The following is a 20,645-nucleotide window of genomic DNA, read 5'->3' on the forward strand; positions in this document are numbered from 1 at the left end:
ATTAAGTGAGCAATAAAAAAGGCTATAAACCCTGTGGTTTATAGCCTTTGACCCTCTATTTGCCCAGTCTTAGCGCATGGTGACAAATTCTTCAGCAGCAGTTGGATGGATAGCGACAGTGTTGTCGAAATCTTTCTTGGTCGCGCCCATCTTCACGGCAACAGCGAACCCTTGCAGAATTTCATCCATACCAAAACCGATGCCATGAATGCCAACAATCTTCTCTTCCGCACCGACACAGACGAGCTTCATCCGGCATGGCTGACGGTGCTGAGTCACGGCGCTGTACATGGCCGTGAATGAAGATTTGTAGACTTTCACTTGATCGTCACCAAACTTCTCGCGCGCTTGTGGTTCAGTCAAACCAATCGTGCCGATAGGTGGATGGCTAAAGACCACGGTTGGAATATTCGTGTAATCCAAATGTTCATCTGGCTTGTTATTGAACAGGCGCTCAGACAAACGGCGACCTGCGGCTACAGCCACTGGCGTCAGTTCAACCGCGCCAGTATTATCGCCAACGGCATAGACACCTTTGACATTAGTATTCTGGAACTTATCAACCTCGATATAGCCTTTTTCATTGGTTTTGACACCGCTGGCAGGCAGATTCAGGTTGTCTGTTGCAGGTTCACGGCCAATGGCCCAAATCAGATGATCGACGGTCACTCCTGTGCCGTTTTCCAGTTGCAGTGTCAGGCTGCCATCGGCATTTTTGATCACGGCTTTCGGTACGGATTCGGTATGCAGTTTTGGCCCTTCGGTGTTCATCACTTCCAACAGGGTTTCCACAATCAGTGGATCAAAGGTACGCAGTGGCGCGTGCTTACGCACAAAAAGATGTGTTTCTGTGCCTAATCCATTGAGTACGCCCGCGATTTCTACCGCAATATACCCGGCACCTACGACGGCGACCCGTTTTGGCATCTCATCTAACTCAAAGAAACCGTCAGAATCGATACCATATTCAGCACCAGGAATATTCGGACGGCTTGGGCGACCACCGGTGGCAATCAGAATATTGTCTGCGGTTATCTTCTCACCATTGACTTCCACCGTATGGGCATCAACAAAACGCGCGAAGCCGTGGATAACATCAACTTTGTTATTGCCTAAACCACGTTCATAAGACTGATGGATACGATCGATGTAGGCAGTACGATTCTTTATCAGAGTCTTCCAATCAAAATGATTGATTGTGGTGTCGAAACCGTAGTCTGGGCCATATAATTTAATCGCTTCCGCGATTTGTGCGGCGTGCCACATCACTTTTTTTGGCACGCAACCCACGTTTACACAAGTCCCACCGAGCTGTTTAGCTTCGATCAGCGCACACTTTTTGCCATACATGGCTGCCCGGTTGATCGACGCAATCCCGCCACTGCCACCGCCAATTGCTAGATAATCGTAATGTTTAGTCATCAGGGTCGTTTCCATCAAGAATCGTTTAAAAATTGCCTAAGAGTTTAACCCTTGCCAGCATTTTGTCGCAAAGGTTGCATCAATTGCTCTGATTCACGTGACCAATTGATTGATACCCGACATCTTTCAAGCCGTAGGGTTGTTGGCTGCTATCATTGATCCCATCCATTGAGTTATCTCAACGCGTTGAGTTCATTCAGTTACCACCTACGACAACTCGAAATCTATTGGGTATAGGCACTATTTACTCAGGGACTACCCACTTCACTAATGTATGACCATGGCCTGAAGGCACGAGTGCTTTGTGTAGCCATGGCAGCAGGGTATTCATTTGCTGTTCAAGTTTCCACGGCGGGTTAATCACAATCATGCCAGAGGCCGTCATACCGTGCTGGTCGCTGTCTGGGCGCACGGCCAGTTCAATTTGCAAAATACGGCGGATGCCGGTGGCTTCCAGATCACGTAATAACCGTTTGATTTGCTGACGTAGGACTACTGGATACCATAAAGCATAGGTGCCAGTTGCAAAACGTTTATAACCTTCCTGAATCCCTTTCACTACATCCTGATAGTCGGTTTTCATTTCATACGGTGGGTCAATCAGGATAAAACCCCGGCGTGATGGTGGCGGTAATTGTGATTTAAGTTGTTGATAACCATCAGCTCGTTGTACTTTTGCGCGCTCATCTTTGGCAAATTCATTACGCAATAATGGGAAATCGCTAGGGTGCAGCTCCGTCAAATGAATTTTGTCGTATTCACGCAATAAGTGGCGTGCAATCAACGGTGAGCCAGGGTAATAACGCAACTTATCACCACGGTTAAAGTAGTTGATAGCACTCATATACGGAGCTAAATCAGCAGGTAAGTCATCGCGTTGCCACAGCTGGCCGATACCTTCAAGGTATTCACCCGTGCGTTCGGCGTGTTCGCCACTTAACTGATAGCGACCGGCACCCGCATGAGTGTCCAAATAAAGGAACGGTTTTTCTTTTTCTTTCAAAGACTCAATAATCAAGCTTTGAACCGTGTGTTTAAGAACGTCGGCGTGGTTGCCGGCGTGAAAGCTATGGCGGTAACTTAACATTTTATTTTAACCAATTGATATTCTGATATAAATCATCAAGTTAATGAGAGTATATACTGTGGATTGTGACCATGCTTTGTCTGCGTGGATGCAATAAACATCCCAGTCAGAGACCGTAGCCAGCACATTATGGCAACTAGTATAAACTGTCTGGTGGATAAAAAGTGAAAAGCATTGATTTGTGGCAAATACTTCGCCTTGCGACCATGGATGTAAAAATGAATGGATAAAATAATGAATAAAAAGGCTCTCGCCGAACGATACCCTGACGCCTTGCACTGGCCATTTGGTGATAGCCCTGAAATGGCTGATGAACTGGCACAACTGGTTATCAGTGGGGCTAAAACAGCGACTTGCGGCTCGTATCATGCTTATAAGTCAGAGGTTTCGCCGAGTATTGGTGATTACAACGTCATTCTTAATGGCCGAAATGAGCCGGTCTGCGTGATCAGAACTGTTAGCCTAACACTGGTTCGTTATTGCGATGTCAGCGCAGAAATGGCTGCCAAAGAAGGCGAGGGTGATAAAAGCCTAACGTACTGGCAGCAAGGGCATCAGGCATTTTTTGAACGAGCAGGGGATTTTTCTCCTGATATGCTACTGGTCTTTGAGCAATTTAAGTTGGTTGAGGTTTTTGATTAACCTGTCAGCCATTGATTTTCGTGCTGGCAGACCTCATGTTAATAACTTATTCGTCATTTATTCTTTGTAGCCAGCGCTGTTCTGGCTGACATTCAAAACCTTATTGAAACTTAAAATAATCAGGACTGCCCTATGACAAACCCGCTGTTGACCCCGTTCTCCCTGCCGCCATTTTCTGCTATTCGCCCTGAAGATATCGTGCCGGCGGTGAAATCCGCTCTGGATGAATGCCGTCAAGCGGTGGAGCGGGTAGTTGCCCAGCCAGGCCCTTTTACGTGGGATAATTTATGCCAGCCATTGGCTGAATCCGATGACCGTTTGTCTCGCATTTGGTCGCCTATTGGGCATTTGAACTCCGTGAAAAACAGCCCGGAACTGCGCGAGGCATATGAGCAAAGTCTGCCACTGCTCTCTGAATACGGCACATGGGTCGGGCAGCATAAAGGTTTGTATCAGGCTTATGTCAGCCTGAAAGAAGGGCCGGGGTTTGATGCCTTGACGGCTCCTCAGCGCAAAGCGGTAGAAAATGCTCTGCGTGATTTCCAGTTATCCGGTATCGGTCTGGAACCCGAACAGCAAAAACGTTATGGCGAAATTGTTGCCCGCCTGTCTGAGCTAGGTTCGACTTACAGCAATAACGTGCTTGATGCCACGATGGGTTGGAGCAAGCTGATTACTGACGTTGAGCAACTGAAAGGGTTGCCAGAAAGTGCACTGGCAGCTGCCAAAGCCATGGCCGAAGCCAAAGAGCAAGAGGGCTGGTTACTGACACTGGATATGCCAAGTTATCTTCCGGTGCTGACGTATGCCGATAATGCCCAATTGCGTGAAGAGATGTATCGTGCTTTTGCGACCCGTGCCTCTGATCAGGGGCCAAATGCTGGCAAATGGGATAACAGCGAAATCATGGCCGAAATTCTGACCTTACGTCATGAATTGGCACAGTTACTTGGTTTTAATAGTTATGCGGATAAATCGCTGGCAACCAAGATGGCAGAAAGCCCACAACAGGTGCTGGGCTTCTTAAATGATTTGGCAAAACGCGCTCGCCCGCAAGCAGAAGAAGAGCTGGCCCAGTTACGTGCTTTTGCTGAAAAGCATTATGGCGTCAGTGAGCTAGCCGCTTGGGATATCACTTATTATTCCGAGAAACAAAAGCAGCATTTGTTCTCCATTAGTGATGAACAATTGCGGCCTTACTTCCCGGAACAGCGTGTTGTTGAAGGGCTGTTCGAGGTGGTTAAACGTATTTACGGTATTACCGCCAAAGAGCGCCATGATGTGGATACTTGGCATCCAGATGTGCGTTTCTTCGATCTATTTGATGCCAGTGGTGAATTGCGCGGTAGCTTCTATCTGGATTTGTACGCCCGTGAACATAAACGTGGCGGTGCTTGGATGGATGATTGCGTCGGCAGCTTGCGTTTGGCCAATGGCCAATTACAAAAACCAGTAGCCTATCTAACCTGCAACTTTAATGGGCCAGTTGGCGGTAAACCGGCGCTGTTTACCCATAACGAAGTGACCACATTATTCCATGAATTTGGCCACGGCTTGCATCATATGCTGACCAAAATTGATACTGCGGGTGTTTCTGGTATCAATGGTGTGCCGTGGGATGCGGTCGAGTTACCGAGCCAATTTATGGAAAACTGGTGTTGGGAGCCACAAGCGCTGGCTTTCATTTCGGGCCATTACGAAACCCATGAGCCATTGCCGCAAGAGATGTTAGATAAGTTGCTGGCTGCGAAAAACTATCAGGCGGCGCTGTTTATTCTGCGCCAACTGGAGTTCGGTCTGTTCGATTTCCGTATGCATTATGAGTTCGATCCGTTGACGGGCGCGCAGATCCTACCGATCTTGTATGAAGTGAAAAAACAGGTCGCTGTTGTGCCATCACCCACTTGGGGCCGTTTCCCACATGCCTTTAGCCATATCTTTGCCGGTGGTTACGCGGCGGGTTATTACAGCTACCTGTGGGCGGAAGTGCTCTCTGCCGATGCTTTCTCGCGCTTTGAAGAAGAAGGGATCTTCAATGCGGCAACCGGGCAGTCCTTCCTCGATAATATCCTGTCTCAAGGTGGTTCTGAGGAGCCAATGACGCTGTTCAAGCGCTTCCGTGGCCGTGAGCCGCAGTTGGATGCTATGCTGCGCCATTACGGTATTAAGGGCTAGAATGTGTCACAGATAAGTATTTGTTTATTGTCTGAATCAGGCGCCGATCCCGGCGCCTTGTCTATTCTGGCAGAACGCTGGCGTTTGGTGTCTGACGAGCAAGCGATAATGGCGCTGGTACTCACTCCTGAGCGCCTTGAACTGCGCAAGCGAGATGAGCCGAAACTCGGCGGGATCTATGTTGATTTTGTCTCCGGCACACTGGCTCATCGCCGTAAATTTGGCGGCGGGCGTGGTGAAGCGGTCGCCAAAGCGGTAGGTATCAAAAAAGGCTACCTGCCGCGGGTTGTCGATGCGACCGCTGGTTTGGGCCGTGATGCTTTTGTACTGGCGGCGCTGGGTTGCCATGTGCAAATGTTGGAGCGTAATCCGGTGGTGGCCGCATTGCTGGAAGATGGCTTGCGCCGGGGTTATCAGGATGCTGAAATTGGTCCTTGGCTACGCGAGCGATTAACGTTATTGCATGCTTCGAGTTTGACCGCGCTGGTGGAGATTGAGCCTCGGCCTGAAGTCGTTTACCTCGACCCTATGTACCCGCACCGGCAAAAAAGTGCACTGGTGAAAAAGGAAATGCGCGTGTTCCAATCGTTAGTGGGCGCAGATGAGGATGCCGATGGTTTACTGGCTCCGGCGCGTGCTTTGGCAACCAAGCGAGTGGTGGTTAAACGCCCCGACTATGCTGAACCTCTGGCAGGTGTGGCAGCGCAGGCCGCGGTGACGACGAAAAGCCATCGTTTTGATATTTATCCCCCTCTTTCTTAATACAACTACGATGGTCTACCCGCCATATTTCAGCGTGAGCTTGAAGTATGGCGGGTATAAATTTTATGCAGCGAATATTGGGCTGGTAATAAAATTATTTGATGACAATTGATGCTTCCCCGAGAGGTTTATCAGCATATCGTTTTCATATTCGTAATCATTAAGATCAATCAGCAGATATGTCATATCGGTCTCTTCATCAAATATCTGCATGATTTCTACACGTTCATTAATCCCTTTAAAGGTAAATCTATCGACCAAATGCATATCACTCTCTTTAGAAAGAAAGGGCGATAAATCGATTTTATCTTTATCTGCTTTAAAATCATGAATGGTATCGGCAGAGGTTGTTAAAGAATCACTATCATTAAGATAGGCAAAAGTATTATTACCCTCTTTCCCCCAAAGGTGATCAGCACCTAGCCCACCGGCCAATCGATTATCTACACTGTTACCTCTAATTTCATCATCACCTCTGCCGCCGATGGCATTTTCAATACAAACATCGGCGGCAATTGAGATATTTCCTTTTAAACCACCCACGTCAGAAAAACTGAGTTCATTCAGGTTAATTTTTTGATTTTGTGAATAACCGGAGAAATCAAATGTATCAATACCACCGGCATCCCATACGCAAAATATCAATACGTCATTGGCATCATGTGCGGTGAAATACGCCCGCTCGCTATTGGAGCTAAAACCATAAATGGTATTGCCCGTCCGTGTGTGGAGATTAGCACCATAGAGATATTGGACAGTGGCGATATCCAATATCTGCGGTGTTGATGGATAGTTCCAGCGGTAATCAGCACCAGAATATTTCTCCGACAAATAGCTCATCACACTGGCTTGCTGCGTATAGCCATAAGGAGCATGGGTATGTGCCAGCCCCAAAGAATGACCGATTTCGTGAGCAATGACATGCCCACCGTAGTTTATTTTTGTGGGATTGGTCGCACCGTTTTTAGCGTAATTAATCCATATTGGGCTGAAGCTTCCATTGTTGGGATAATAAGCATAGCCAGAAATAGGGCTACTTTGCTGTTCATAATTTAAAAATAATAGATTGGCTGAATGGTTTTCCGAGGCTTGAATAAATTGAATGTTAGCGATGTCTGCATAGCTTTGCATCGCAGCTTTAGCTTGGGTAATCTGCTTTTCATTAAATAAGAATAGGGGCGCATTTTGTTGTTTTTGAGTATCCGCTTCCCATAATGTGTAACCTTGACTAAATGAATAAAGAAGTGTGATGATTTTGTTATCTTCAGTGTTATTTTTCCATGTATAGCGAGAGGTTATCTTACTAATATTATCTATTTTCAATTTTTCTTTAGAAATTATATTTTTTTCATATGATTTATAACTGTCTGTCATTGTCCGATCCTTGGTAATGAAAACCTTTTGATAAGTAAAACAGGCTATTTAGAAAAAGAGTAATGCGACTGAGGATATTACTAATAGTGCTTATTAATTAAATAAGCATTATCCTAAATGAGAAGGTGAAATTAAATAAAATATTCGTAGGGTTAATGATAAAAATAAATATCCCATATTCTTTTTGTATTACCTTCGCAAAGAATATGGGAATAAGGATTATTTACAGCACACCTTGGGCCAGCATGGCATCTGCCACTTTAACAAAGGCGGCAATATTGGCACCGTGCACATAATGCGTTTGCTTACCTTCACCACCATGTTCAACACAAGACTGGTGAATATCCAACATAATGTGGTGCAGACGGACATCAACTTTTTCTGACTTCCAGCTCAGACGAGCCGCATTCTGTGCCATTTCCAGACCGGATGTGGCAACGCCGCCAGCATTGGCTGCTTTACCCGGAGCGAACAGCACGCCAGCTTCCAGGAAAGCATCTGTCGCTTGAATTGTCGTCGGCATATTCGCGCCTTCGGCAACGGCTTTCACGCCATTCGCAATCAACTGGCGAGCGGCAGGTAAATCCAGCTCATTTTGTGTTGCACAAGGCAAAGCGATATCAACGGGCACATTCCATGGCTGTTGGTTGGCCAAATAAACCAGATTACGTTCGCGAGCATAGTCTTCGATGCGACCATAACGTTTATTTTTAATGTCAGCCAGATGGGCTAATTTTTCCGGTGTAAAGCCGGCTTCATCCACCACTGTGCCGCCAGAATCAGAAGCCGTAATGACGCGAGCGCCCAGCTCCATGGCTTTTTCGATAGTATATTGAGCAACGTTACCCGCGCCAGAAACAGAGACTTTTCTGCCCTCAAAACCTAAACCGTGGCGTTTTAGCATGGCATCAGTGAAATAAACTAAACCGTAACCGGTTGCTTCCGGGCGAATGAGGCTGCCGCCGAAAGAAAGACCTTTACCGGTGAAGACGCAAGCCGTGTTATTAGACAGTTTCTTCATCATACCGGACATAAAGGCCACTTCACGGCCGCCAACACCAATGTCTCCCGCAGGAACATCGGTATCTGGGCCAAGATGACGGTAAAGCTCAGTCATCAAGGCTTGGCAAAAACGCATGACTTCAGCCTGACTTTTTCCTTTCGGATTAAAATCAGAACCGCCTTTACCACCGCCCATTGGCAATGTTGTCAGCGCATTTTTAAATGTCTGCTCAAAACCGAGGAACTTAAGAATTGATAAGTTTACTGAGGGGTGAAAACGCATCCCACCCTTATAAGGGCCAATCGCAGAGTTAAATTGAACGCGCCATGCTCGGTTAACCTGAACTTTTCCTTGATCATCAGTCCAAGCCACACGGAATTGAATAACGCGCTCTGGTTCGACTAAACGTTCCAGTAAGCTTTGTTCACGGTAATGTGGGTTCTGTTCCAGAAAGGGCCAAAGTGAGGTAAAAACTTCACGTACAGCTTGGAGATATTCTGGTTGGTTGGCATCACGTTGTTGTAAAGATTCTAAAAACGACTCCAGAGAGGTTAAACCATTCATCACTAATAATTCCTTGTACCAATTAAGACTCTCCCTACGAATTATTATTATTAAAACTGTGAGGAGACGATGTTGTGCATCCTTGACTATATCATCGCTTTATATTCAGACAGCAAGGGATTTTTGACGAAACTTAGTGTGCTTATTAACAACAGAGTGTTGTCGGGCAGATACAAGGAAATGCAATAAAAACGCCCGCATATGCGGGCGTTTAGGAGAGAATCAGCATCGGAAAGTTTTAATTATCTTCGTTATCGTCCTCATCACGCAGTGGCACGATGAGCATATCGACATGTACGGTATTGATTAACTGGCGCGCTGAAGACATCAACTTACTCCAGAAATCCTGATGATGGCCGCATAATACCAAGTCCATATCATATTTCTTAATGGCATCAACCAAGACCTGCCCCAAATCACCACTACCACTTAGCGTTTGCTCAATAGGGTAGCCTGCGTTTTGTGACAGCTCAGTCAACGCATTATGAGTTTCTTCAGAAATGCGTTTTTGCATATCGCCAAGATTAACGTCAATCAGGCCGGTATAGAGATCTGAGTAGTTAACATCAACATGGATCAAGGAAACTTTGGCATTGTACGGTCTGGCCATGGAGACCGCTTTTTCTACCAACACCTTACTTTCCGGAGATAGGTCAACCGCAATCAGAATGTGTTTGTAAGCCATAAGTAAACTCCTTCCATAATGTTAATTAATGGGTAAGCAAACATTCAACCTGTTGAACGGGTGCTAACGCTATATCGACATAGTAGCATTATGACCCCTAACTGAAGTGTTTCACGGATCACAACACACTGTTTTGATGATGATCACTAAAATCAGCGTCTCTATTTTTACACCAAGGAAGAGTCAAACTCTACCACTCATTACCTTGGTACACCGCCAGATTGATTGAATTTAAAGCAGATCATTACATTAAGTATAGCGCCGATAAATCATCCCGATGAATGGAATTTCATATTTGTGATGCAAATATAGCTTATAAAAAGCGGCTGTCGAATCTATGGGTGTTAGTTAAGAAAGATTAATATTTAGACAATCTCTGTGTGGATTAAACGCCATCTCCAACAAATGAGATTAAATATAAGTTAGTACTCATCGGTTCTTAACCGCGGCGAGATAAGGCTTAATTTAGAGATTATCAGGCTATTTTTCATTTCATTTCCTACACTCATAGAGGGAGTCCTACACGTTCGGATAGTGTGTCGCGCGAAAACGCATCGAGCCACCGTCAAAAAGCGAACGATAGGGGGTGGCTTTTGATGCCCTGGGGGTGTTTGTATCGGCTAGAGTGAGCGATGGCGCAAAAGGAACAGGCAACTGGCCTTAATGCGTGTGATATCGCTGGGAGGATGATTATGATCAGTACCGTCGCGCTTTTTTGGGCTTTGTGTGTGGTATGTGTGATTAATATGGCACGTTATTACTCATCACTACGTGCTTTGTTAGTGGTCTTACGTGGTTGCGACCCGTTGCTGTATCAGTATGTTGATGGCGGTGGTTTTTTTACCTCCCACGGTCAGCCGAGCAAGCAAATTAGATTAGTCGGTTATATCTTTGCTCAACGTTATCTTGATCATCATGATCCGGAGTTTATTCGCCGCTGCGAGAGGCTACGTGGGCAATTTATCCTGACCAGCGCATTATGTGGTTTAGTCGTGGTCAGTCTGGTGGGCTTAATGCTGTGGTATTAGTATGAACTTTTGGCATAAAAAAATCTAAAAAGGCGACCTAATAAGGCCGCCTTTATTTACGCTTACCGTCCGGCTCGATGACCTTTCAGTATCATCACAGCACTGCACCAAGGCGCACTGTGACAACTATCCATTCGCTCGGTTTAGATAAACTTCAACGCTATCCAATACAACCCGCCGGAAAGAAGAATAGAGATTGGCAAGGTTAATACCCACGCCAACATAATGTTCTTCACCGTCTTACTCTGCACACCGCCGCCATCAACCAGCATGGTCCCGGCAACAGCGGAAGAGAGCACTTGTGTGGTCGATACTGGCATACCGGTATAACTGGCAATACCGATAGACACTGCGGCAGTCATCTGAGCAGAAACCCCTTGTGCGTAGGTCATGCCTTTCTTACCGATTTTCTCACCGATAGTGACCGCAACACGTTTCCAGCCAACCATGGTTCCCAAAGAGAGGGCCAGAGCGACGGCAACGATAATCCAGGTCGGTGCGTATTCCACGGTTTCCAACAAATCTGTACGTAGATTGTTGAGGAAACGACGGTCTTGCGCACTGGTTTCTGGCAGTTTAGCCACTGTACCTGCGGTTTCGGCAACACACATCAGCAAGCGACGCATATGGCTGCGTTGATCAACTGTCAGGTCGTCATAGCTTTGCAGATTAGCCAGCAGTGTTTGTGCTTGCTCAATGGCTATCATGGCGCGTGAGCTATCACAGTGGAACTGTACTGGTGTATTCGGCAATGTTTCCGGTGTCGGCACCAGAGGCTTGAGCGCAACAGCATGAGGTAATACCTCAACATGCTGTTGATAATATTGTTGCAGATGAGTCACTGCATCGCGGGTGCGGGCAATATCATAGCCTGTAGCACTCATATTCACGACAAACCCGGCTGGAGCCACACCGATTAATACCAGCATGATCAAGCCAATCCCTTTCTGACCATCGTTAGCGCCGTGAGAGAAACTCACGCCAATAGCCGATAGGATCAGAGCAGTACGAGTCCAGAATGGCGGTTTACGTTTACCGTCTTTCTTTTCACGTTCAGCAGGTGTCAGGTGAATACGTTGCTGCTTCTTGGTTCCGTTCCAGTAACGACGTAGCAGGAACACCATCAGCCCTGCAATAACCAGACCCACAATCGGGGATAAGATTAATGACAGGAAGATTTGAATCATCTTAGGAACGTTCAGTGCATCGACTACAGATGTACTGGTCATTAATGCATTGGTTAAACCAATACCGATGATTGCACCAATCAGCGTATGTGAACTGGAAGCTGGGATACCAAAATACCAAGTGCCCAAATTCCAGATAATCGCGGCCAGTAGCATAGAGAAGACCATGGCCAACCCATGTGCCGAACTGACGTTTAACAGCAGATCAGTAGGCAATAGGTGAACAATGGCATACGCCACGCTCAAACCGCCCAGCATCACGCCGAGGAAGTTAAACACCCCTGCCATCACGACAGCCACTTGTGAACGCATGGCACGGGTATAAATTACGGTCGCAACCGCATTGGCTGTATCATGAAAACCATTGATGGCTTCGTAAAACAGCACGAACAACAAAGCAAGAACTAACATTAGGCCGGTATGGAAATCCAGGCCAGCGAAAAGATGTAGCATAAGCGTTACGCCAGTTTGTGGACATGAACGCGGCGCATTATCAGTGACAATGGGGGGTGGGGAAAAGGAAAATATGACCTTTTTTTGACATGACCGCAGATGAATTCATCTTTTTATACAACATATGCATGTTATATCAGCAGGTTACTTAGTTTTACCGTATGAGACATTTTCTTACTATGGCTTCCTGTCGATGGGCGACTTACAATCTTCCGCCGCAAATTTGTCGGTCGAATGAACTCAATAATACGCAAACCGACTAAAAGCGGGCAATTTTGCAGCAATGATTTTCTGACTCAGTGAGGCTCAGAGTGGAACAGTTTGATGTGGTAGTGATAGGTGCGGGTGCTGCGGGGCTATTTTGTGCGGCGCAGGCGGGGCAAGCAGGGTGCCGGGTGTTGTTGGTGGATAACGGCAAGAAAGCAGGACGTAAGATTCTGATGTCCGGTGGTGGCCGCTGCAACTTTACCAATATGTTTGTAGAACCTGCCGCCTACCTGTCACAAAACCCTCATTTTTGTAAATCTGCTTTGGCGCGTTATACCCAGTGGGATTTCATCGATCTGATGAATCGTTATGGTATCGCTTGGCATGAGAAAACGCTGGGGCAATTATTTTGCGACGATTCGGCGCAACAAGTTGTCGAGTTGCTGTTAAAAGAGTGCGAATTGGGGCAAGTGACCATTCGACTGCGCAGTGATGTTCTGTCGGTCGAAAAAAATGAGAGTGGTTTCCTGCTCCAGATTAACGATTTGAAAGTGAGTACTAACTCACTTGTAGTGGCCTCTGGTGGGCTGTCTATGCCTGGATTGGGCGCTTCACCGTTTGGTTATAAGCTGGCCGAGCAGTTTGGTTTAAAAGTATTGCCGACCCGCGCGGCATTGGTGCCTTTCACTTTGCATAAACCCCTATTGGAGCATCTGCAAACCCTTTCCGGTGTTTCTGTGCCCGCCGTAGTTACCGCAGAAAATGGTGTGAGCTTCCGCGAGAGTATTTTATTCACTCATCGGGGACTTTCTGGCCCTGCAATTTTGCAACTTTCAAGCTATTGGCAGGCTGGCGAGTATGTAAGCATTAACTTACTTCCTGATGCTGATTTAGATGCTTTCCTGAACAATGAGCGACAAGTGCATCCAAATCAGACGCTGAAAAACACCTTAGCTCAACTGCTCCCTAAACGGTTGGTTGAATGTCTGCAAACTCTGGAGCAACTGCCAGATGTCACGCTAAAGCAATTAAATGCGCCACAACAAGCAGCACTGGTCGCCAATCTTCAACAGTGGCGTGTGCAACCCAATGGGACTGAAGGCTACCGTACGGCTGAAGTCACCATCGGTGGTGTAGATACCCAAGAGTTATCCTCTAAGACTATGGAGGCCCATAAAGTGCCTGGTCTGTACTTTATTGGCGAGGTGGTTGATGTCACCGGTTGGTTGGGAGGGTACAATTTCCAGTGGGCTTGGAGCTCTGGCTGGGCCTGTGCTCAGGCATTAGCGGCGAAGCAGGTGCAATAATAAAACGACTTCGATAGTTGAAATAAAGCCTCTTAGTCCGATTTATCAGACTAAGAGGCAATAATGCAGCATGACTCTTAACGCAGCGCCTGAAGAATATTATAGGCCGCTTGTACGCGCACAGGATTAGGGTAGTTTTTGTTAGCTAGCATCACTATGCCAATCTTCTCCTGCGGGATGAAAACAATATAGGCGCCAAAACCATTGGTCGCACCGGTCTTATGAACCCAGGATGCCGGTGTTGCTGGTTGCGGTGGTAATAATTCCTCCACTTTACGCGGTTTTAACGCGATATCATTACCACTGTCGGCAATGACTGTTTGTGGATTGATAGGCCAGTTATACATTTCCCATCCCAATCCTTGGAACAGATCCCCTGCTTGGAAATAGCGAGATTGAGCTGCGACTATTGCTTTCTTTAACTTATCGTTTTCGGTCGGTAGATTGTTTGGCTCCATATTGGCCTGCATAAATCTCACCATATCTTTCGTGGTGGATTTTACCCCGTAGGCCTCCTCACCCAGCATGCCCAAGGTGACACGTACTGGCTGACCATCCTTATATCCCCACGCATAGTTTGACTGCATCGATTCAGGGACAGTGATAAAAGTATGTGTCAGTTTTAATGGCTGGAACACAGACTCTTTCATGTAGTTTTCGAATGTTAATTGGCTTTTTTTCACCGCCAACGCACCGAATAAACCGATGCTGGCATTGGAGTAATTTCGCATTACACCTGGCGCCCACTGTGGTTGCCATTGCTGATAATATTGCCACAGCGATTTTTGGTCTGTCACCGAATCGGGCAGTTGAAGAGGAAGCCCTCCCGCGGTGTATGTTGCAAGATGCAACATTTTCACACCTTGCCACTGGCTCCCCGTTAGCTCAGGGGCATATTCTGTCACTGGATCATTAAGATTCATGATGCCGGTTTGCGCGGCATATTCCCCGGCTATTCCGGTAAAGGTCTTACTGACCGAGCCAAGTTCAAACAGTGTATTTTCAGTCACTGGAATACCGGCTTTTATATCCGCTACACCATAGTTAAAAAATTGCGGCTTGCCGTCATAAAAAACAGCGACAGCCATTCCGGGTATATTCTGTTGTTCGAGCAACGGCTTAAGAGTTTTATTGACGATAGCCGCGACCTGTTGCTCCGTCAGTATGGTTTGTGCCGTGGCATAAAGTGGAGAAGTTGCGATGGTGGTAAAGACTAAAGTATTGATTATAGATTTTTTCAGCATGGGTAAATCTTCCATAGATTGATAAACGACAAGCAGTGTGGCTCCTTTTGTGCGGCAGATTTTGCGATGATTGACTATGGATAACAATCGATTATATTTGATACTTGATAATAGAAAATCTAACAGATGAGCCTATGGTGCGCAGTTATATTCCTTTAAATTCACTTCGTGCCTTCGAGGCTGCGGCCAGACAGTTAAGTTTTACTAAGGCTGCTATCGAATTAAATGTCACCCATGCAGCCATCAGCCAGCAGGTCAAAGCGCTGGAGCAACGTCTCAATTGTCGCCTCTTTATTCGGATTTCACGCGGATTAGTGTTAACAACAGAAGGTGAGAACCTGCTACCAATCCTTAATGATTCCTTCGATCGTATCGCTGACACGCTAGACCGTTTTTCTGCTGGAGTGATGCGTGAAAAAGTTAGGGTGGGTGTTGTTGGGACGTTTGCAACCGGCTACTTATTAGCCCGCCTGCGGAATTTTCAACAGCGCTATCCACATGTGGATATATTACTTTCTACGCATAACAACCGTGTTGATGTCGTGGCTGAAGGGCTAGATTATGCTATTCGTTATGGCAATGGTGCTTGGCATGATACCGAGTCACAATATTTGTGCGATGCACCATTGGCTCCTCTGTGCGCGCCTTCATTTGCGGCAAATTTACGCCAGCCTAATGACCTGCAAAAATTTACGCTGCTCCGCTCTTATCGGCGCGATGAATGGTCAGCATGGTTCACTGCTGCTGGAGGATGCATACCTTCACCTTCTCAACAAATCATGGTGTTCGACTCGTCGGTGAGTATGCTGGAAGCTGCGCAAGCAGAAATAGGTGTTGCTCTGGCTCCGCCGTCCATGTTTTCGCATCTACTACTCAGCGAACGTATCATCCAGCCTTTTAGCACGACGATTAGCTTGGGCGGATATTGGCTGACTCGCCTACAATCTCGCACAGAAACTGCCGCTATGCGGGATTTTTCAGTATGGTTATTGTCTGAGATGGCATCTGACAGAGTAGAGCCGCAGTGTCAGCCTTAGTGGTTTTATCATATAGACACGCCTAAATCAGGAAGACAATTAATCGAGCTGATTGAGTTAAAGAGAACCCTCTCATCGCGCCATAAAAAATACGCTGGAGTGAAGCATTTCTCTATATAGAAATATCCCTTACTTGTTAATAATAACCCATATTAAATAATTTTATCTCACACTAACCAAAAAAATATTTTTTTATCTAACCAATTTGGCTTAATGACAGTATTAATTTTACCAATTGTATTTTCCGCATGAAATATTTTTTACTTTAATAAATTTCCTAAGATGATGATATGATCGGTAGCTTATGCATGAATTTATCTTGCCTTGAAATATTTATGTACACAGCAATATATAACATTGAGTTAACTTCTCTCTAATAAAACACATCGTTAAGCATTCTATATTGGCTTACTTTTATTTAAGTGACTATCTAAAGGACTATATGGTGAAATACTCTAAATCTCTTTGTCTTATATTGGTGTCTATATTGTTATCAGGTTGTGCTGGTAAACAGCCTTATGATACTGAAGTCGAAAAGAAAGCCATTCGTGGTGAAAATGGCGCAGAAATACCCATCTCTGCATATAACAAGCTGGAGACAGGTGGCAGCCATGCTACGGATACCTCATTGCGTCTAGTGACACGTGCGGATACCGCTGCCGCTGTGGGTCTATCTGTTGTCACTTTTGTTGCTCAGGCATTTGCGGGTAGTGCTTCAGGTGGTACGTTTACTAAAGAGGAACTAAGAGGCACGAAAATAGTTGTTTTAAGTAACCCAAGCATTGGTTATTTCATGCCAAATATTGAAGCGGAAGTAAAGAAAGGGCTGGCGGGTAAACCTAAACATCTTTATATGGAAAAAATAGAAATACGCCCAAGTGTCTGGTTACTAATGTATGAGAATTTATCCGGTTCAGAAACTAACTATGAATTACGTTATGCCACTAGTCTAAGTAAAAATAAAGAGACTTGGCAAAAAAGCGGAATGTATTTCACCTGTGAACCTAAACCAATTAAAGCTCCGCTGGAGCAATGGCAAGCAAACAACTATGAAAAAGTGACAAAAGTCACTCAGCAATATATGGCCGATTGTATGAAAGACTTTGCTGAGAAAGTGGACAGCATCGTTAGCTAATATTTATTTTTTTGTATCTTAAATACCATTGTATTTTTATCGTCATCTTATCAGGGGGCATTTAGCTCCCTGATTTATTTGATTGCCCTGCTACTTTACAATATCTTTGGATTTCTTACTTGGAAGTTGTGTTCCCGCCAAACTTGGCATGGCTTGACGCATAATATCGAGGAATGCGCGTAATCTGGCAGGATAAAAACTGGCGTGTGGATAAACTAAATAGATGGGTAAAGGTAACCCGTGCCAGTTTGGCGCCAGATGAACTAATCGCCCTTGGGTAAGGTCATCGCTTATTACCCATGTTGAGGCAATTCCCGCACCTACCCCCGCCAATGCGGCGTTGCGTAACGCATACAGGCTGTCAGTACTCAATTGCGGCTCAATTGAAAAACGCTGAATCTCACCGTTCGTTTTATGGCTCAGAACAACTTCATTGCGGTAGAACGAATTTAATGCAATCCAGCGAAAATTTTGTAATTGCTCAGGGTGAGTGGGCAAGGGGTGATTGCCTAATAACTCAGGTGCAGCGACCACGATACGTGGTACTTCAGCTAGCAGGATAGCAACTACCGAAGGGTCGGTTACTGCACCGACTTGAATGGCACAATCAATACCTTCAGCAATAAAATCTGGGCGGCGATCGTTTAGCATCCACTCAACTGACATTTTTGGGTAGCGATACAGATAGTCCTTAAGTGGTTGGATTAACTGGTCTTGCCCGAAAGCATGCGGAACCAACACCCGCAGCAACCCTCTAGGTTCATCTGTTGCACTACGCAAATCATCCGCCATTGCATCCCAGCTCTTAACCAATTCTTTGGCATGGGCAAAGCAACGTTCGCCATCATCCGTCAATTTCATAATATGCGTGGTACGTTGCAATAATTTCAAACCAAGCAGACGCTCCAGTGTTTGTAACCGGCGGCTAATGGTTGGTTGGCTTGTTCCCAGACGAATGGCTGCTGCGGATAAGCTCCCCGCCTCAACGATACGAATAAATGTTTGCATTAATTCTATACGATCAATGCTTGCTAAATTAGATTCTTTCATACGTCAAGCGTATAACAGTTTTACTCTCTGTGCGACTACCAAGATGCATCCGAGCGCGTAAAAATACAGCCTCAATATCATTACAGGTAGCCATCATGTCAGTCATCCAATCCACATCAACCCACACCGCAAGTCCTGAACAGGCCCTTACAGGTCGAACAGTTCTGATGTTGGCAACCGGTGCAGGTCTTAGCGTCGCATCAATTTATTACAGCCAGCCGCTGCTGGGTGTCATGGGTTCTGATTTGCATGCCCGTGTTGGCGCGGTAGGTATGATACCGACACTGACCCAAATTGGTTATGCGTTGGGCATATTATTACTTGCTCCACTGGGTGATCGTCATGACCGCCGAATTATCATTCTATTGAAAGGTATTTTGCTGACAGCAGCATTGCTGTTTAGCGGTTTTGTTCCGGGTATGAGTGGCCTATTAGTCACCAGCTTTGTTATTGGTATTTCGGCAACGATGGCTCAGGACATTGTTCCGGCTTCTGCTACGTTGGCTTCAGCAGCACAAAGGGGAAAAACGGTCGGAACGGTGATGACGGGTTTACTGCTGGGAATTTTGCTGTCACGAGTATTAAGTGGATTTGTTGCTGAATACTTCGGTTGGCGATCACTGTATATCGGGGCTGCGCTGTCCGTTATTTTAATCACTCTTGTGATATGGCGCCGCTTGCCACGAGTTCCTGCGACCTCGACACTGAGTTATCCCGCATTGTTCGCTTCAATGAGTCATCTATGGCTTCAGTTTAAAGAGTTACGTCGAGCTGCGTTATCACAGGGATTATTATCTGTAGGGTTTAGTGCTTTCTGGTCAACTCTGGCTGTGATGTTACAGGATACTTATCATCTGGGCAGTGCTGTGGCGGGGGCATTTGGTCTTGCGGGTGCTGCGGGTGCCCTAGCTGCACCATTAGCGGGAACACTGGCAGATCGCCGTGGGCCACAAGTCGTGACGCTGATTGGTGCAGGTCTGGCAACACTGTCATTTGCTTCTCTGTTTCTTTTACCTTTGTTACCGTTCCAACTTCAAATAGGGCTTATTGTTGTTAGTGCAATTGGTTTTGATTTTGGGGTTCAAGCCACATTGGTAGCACATCAAACCATTATTTATGGCTTGGAACCTGCCGCTCGTAGTCGACTCAATGCATTATTATTTACCGGTGTATTTGTTGGGATGGCTGTTGGCTCTGCTTTAGGTAGCCTGATGTTGGAAAAAATGGGATGGACGGGGGTCGTTGCTCTGATTACTTTCTCTGGTATCGCGAGTCTGGTTGTTAGAGGGTGTGGTCGACGAACTCAATAGTCTGTGAGAGGGTAAGGAACGGCGAAAATAGACATGTTATCCAGCCGATTTCGGGATGCCTGAGTCAGTAGGTATCCCGATGACACATTTTAAATTCCAATATAAAGCGCTAAATTGTACCTATTAGGGCGACCTATTCATTTTGTAGATAAGCAATACTCTTGCGTACCTCTCTTTCAATATCGGCTTCTGACCAGGTATTCAACTGTGAAGAAAAGGGTTCGAAGGCATATATTCCTTGATAACCCAGCCGCTCAAGATTCATAACTTGCTGCTTACTGTTAAGTTTATCTTGCTCACTTAGCATGATGCGATCTTCATCCGTCAGTGTAGATTTTAAACGGGTTTCTTCAACACCAGAAAGATGTACTAAACCAATGGTGTTAACATCGATATGCGCATCAAACTCGGCTTGAGCAATATCACTCAGATAGTAGTGGAAGGTATCTAACACCATTTTGTAAGGGGCGGCTGACTTGCGAATGATCGATTGCGTGAGCAGATGAGAACGTAATGAACTGATACCAAAACCCAAAGGTTCCACCAGTCCGGTCACCTGATATTTTTTAAACAGTGGTGCGAGCAGCAACAACGCATTCAGCGTGTCTTGCTCTTTTTGCTCGACTGAGCGCCGGTCACTGGCACTACAGTTTGGACACAAAATAATCCCTTGGCAGTGAATTGCTTGCGCCAGTTTCAGCATGTTTTCTGCTTCTTGCTGCAGTGCAGAACTGTACTCAGGCAAATTGAAATATTGCAGTGCGTTGATAGTGACAATTTCAATTTCGTATTCACCGGCCAGAGCATTAAGTTGTGCAGTGGTCAACTCATCAGTTACCTTTCCACTCGCCATGTCATTGCGGAGTTCTACCTTATTTAATCCGCACTTTTTAACCAGACGAAAGAAGTTTTCAATACTTAAATTGGGAGCGATTTTGCGATTAATGCAGAAACGATTTTGGGCAATAGACAT

The 20,645-nt window shown here is 45.9% G+C and carries 17 protein-coding genes; 8 read left to right on the top strand and 9 right to left on the bottom strand.

All coding sequences use genetic code 11. The features are described from left to right. Positions 1-69: 69 nt before the first annotated feature. Together gorA and ACIOG0_RS00540 are read right to left on the bottom strand one after the other, a co-directional pair. Complete coding sequence (gene gorA, locus ACIOG0_RS00535; protein WP_145582067.1) at positions 70-1,422, bottom strand: glutathione-disulfide reductase; 1,353 nt, start codon at positions 1,420-1,422, stop codon at positions 70-72. 244 nt (positions 1,423-1,666) lie between these two features. After that, entirely contained in the window at positions 1,667-2,509 is an 843-nt protein-coding gene (locus ACIOG0_RS00540) for a 23S rRNA (adenine(2030)-N(6))-methyltransferase RlmJ (RefSeq protein ID WP_050140033.1), read from the bottom strand. 234 nt (positions 2,510-2,743) lie between these two features. On the opposite strand from ACIOG0_RS00540, the gene ACIOG0_RS00545 reads away from it, so the two are divergent. From ACIOG0_RS00545 to rsmJ, 3 genes are all read left to right on the top strand, one after another. Then, a complete protein-coding gene (locus tag ACIOG0_RS00545) occupies positions 2,744-3,151 on the top strand; it encodes an ASCH domain-containing protein (RefSeq protein ID WP_128451431.1) in 408 nt (135 codons plus the stop codon). Positions 3,152-3,283: 132 nt separating this feature from the next. Further along, the gene (prlC, locus tag ACIOG0_RS00550; protein WP_050140032.1) at positions 3,284-5,326 is read left to right on the top strand and encodes an oligopeptidase A; all 2,043 of its coding nucleotides are present in this window, start codon (positions 3,284-3,286) and stop codon (positions 5,324-5,326) included. A 3-nt stretch (positions 5,327-5,329) separates the two neighbouring features. Further along, positions 5,330-6,088, top strand: coding sequence for a 16S rRNA (guanine(1516)-N(2))-methyltransferase RsmJ (rsmJ, locus tag ACIOG0_RS00555; RefSeq protein WP_050099497.1), 759 nt, complete (start codon positions 5,330-5,332; stop codon positions 6,086-6,088). Between the two features lie 63 nt (positions 6,089-6,151). Here the strand turns inward: rsmJ and ACIOG0_RS00560 are convergent, their stop codons facing one another. From ACIOG0_RS00560 to uspA, 3 genes are all read right to left on the bottom strand, one after another. Then, a complete protein-coding gene (locus ACIOG0_RS00560) occupies positions 6,152-7,462 on the bottom strand; it encodes a M57 family metalloprotease (protein ID WP_128451429.1) in 1,311 nt (436 codons plus the stop codon). 223 nt (positions 7,463-7,685) lie between these two features. After that, the gene (gdhA, locus tag ACIOG0_RS00565; protein ID WP_050099499.1) at positions 7,686-9,029 is read right to left on the bottom strand and encodes an NADP-specific glutamate dehydrogenase; all 1,344 of its coding nucleotides are present in this window, start codon (positions 9,027-9,029) and stop codon (positions 7,686-7,688) included. A 238-nt stretch (positions 9,030-9,267) separates the two neighbouring features. After that, positions 9,268-9,714: a universal stress protein UspA gene (gene uspA / locus ACIOG0_RS00570; protein WP_050099500.1), complete on the bottom strand. Its 447-nt coding sequence runs from the start codon at positions 9,712-9,714 to the stop codon at positions 9,268-9,270. Positions 9,715-10,406: 692 nt separating this feature from the next. Between uspA and uspB the strand changes: the two genes are divergently transcribed. After that, complete coding sequence (gene uspB, locus ACIOG0_RS00575; RefSeq protein WP_005187112.1) at positions 10,407-10,742, top strand: universal stress protein UspB; 336 nt, start codon at positions 10,407-10,409, stop codon at positions 10,740-10,742. Positions 10,743-10,885: 143 nt separating this feature from the next. Here uspB and pitA read toward each other — a convergent pair whose 3' ends face one another. Beyond that, entirely contained in the window at positions 10,886-12,382 is a 1,497-nt protein-coding gene (gene pitA / locus ACIOG0_RS00580; protein ID WP_050099501.1) for an inorganic phosphate transporter PitA, read from the bottom strand. 311 nt (positions 12,383-12,693) lie between these two features. On the opposite strand from pitA, the gene ACIOG0_RS00585 reads away from it, so the two are divergent. Next, positions 12,694-13,896, top strand: a complete 1,203-nt coding sequence (locus ACIOG0_RS00585; RefSeq protein ID WP_050099502.1) for an NAD(P)/FAD-dependent oxidoreductase — start codon at positions 12,694-12,696, stop codon at positions 13,894-13,896. 77 nt (positions 13,897-13,973) lie between these two features. Here the strand turns inward: ACIOG0_RS00585 and ampC are convergent, their stop codons facing one another. Further along, complete coding sequence (gene ampC / locus ACIOG0_RS00590) at positions 13,974-15,140, bottom strand: class C beta-lactamase (RefSeq protein ID WP_128451428.1); 1,167 nt, start codon at positions 15,138-15,140, stop codon at positions 13,974-13,976. Positions 15,141-15,274: 134 nt separating this feature from the next. Between ampC and ampR the strand changes: the two genes are divergently transcribed. After that, on the top strand, positions 15,275-16,177 hold the full coding sequence (ampR, locus tag ACIOG0_RS00595) for a LysR family transcriptional regulator AmpR (protein ID WP_050099504.1): 903 nt from the start codon (positions 15,275-15,277) through the stop codon (positions 16,175-16,177). Positions 16,178-16,622: 445 nt separating this feature from the next. Then, positions 16,623-17,312 carry a hypothetical protein gene (locus tag ACIOG0_RS00600; RefSeq protein ID WP_050099622.1) on the top strand — a complete coding sequence of 230 codons (690 nt, stop codon included), beginning with the start codon at positions 16,623-16,625 and terminating at the stop codon, positions 17,310-17,312. A 90-nt stretch (positions 17,313-17,402) separates the two neighbouring features. Here ACIOG0_RS00600 and ACIOG0_RS00605 read toward each other — a convergent pair whose 3' ends face one another. After that, complete coding sequence (locus ACIOG0_RS00605) at positions 17,403-18,362, bottom strand: LysR family transcriptional regulator (protein ID WP_050099505.1); 960 nt, start codon at positions 18,360-18,362, stop codon at positions 17,403-17,405. Positions 18,363-18,457: 95 nt separating this feature from the next. On the opposite strand from ACIOG0_RS00605, the gene ACIOG0_RS00610 reads away from it, so the two are divergent. Beyond that, positions 18,458-19,672 carry an MFS transporter gene (locus ACIOG0_RS00610; RefSeq protein ID WP_050295705.1) on the top strand — a complete coding sequence of 405 codons (1,215 nt, stop codon included), beginning with the start codon at positions 18,458-18,460 and terminating at the stop codon, positions 19,670-19,672. Between the two features lie 133 nt (positions 19,673-19,805). On the opposite strand, the gene ACIOG0_RS00615 is transcribed toward ACIOG0_RS00610, so the two are convergent. Then, positions 19,806-20,645, bottom strand: a complete 840-nt coding sequence (locus ACIOG0_RS00615) for a TIM barrel protein (RefSeq protein WP_050099507.1) — start codon at positions 20,643-20,645, stop codon at positions 19,806-19,808.

Origin of the sequence: Yersinia vastinensis (assembly GCF_044905075.1) — a bacterium.
Classification (GTDB): domain Bacteria; phylum Pseudomonadota; class Gammaproteobacteria; order Enterobacterales; family Enterobacteriaceae; genus Yersinia; species Yersinia vastinensis.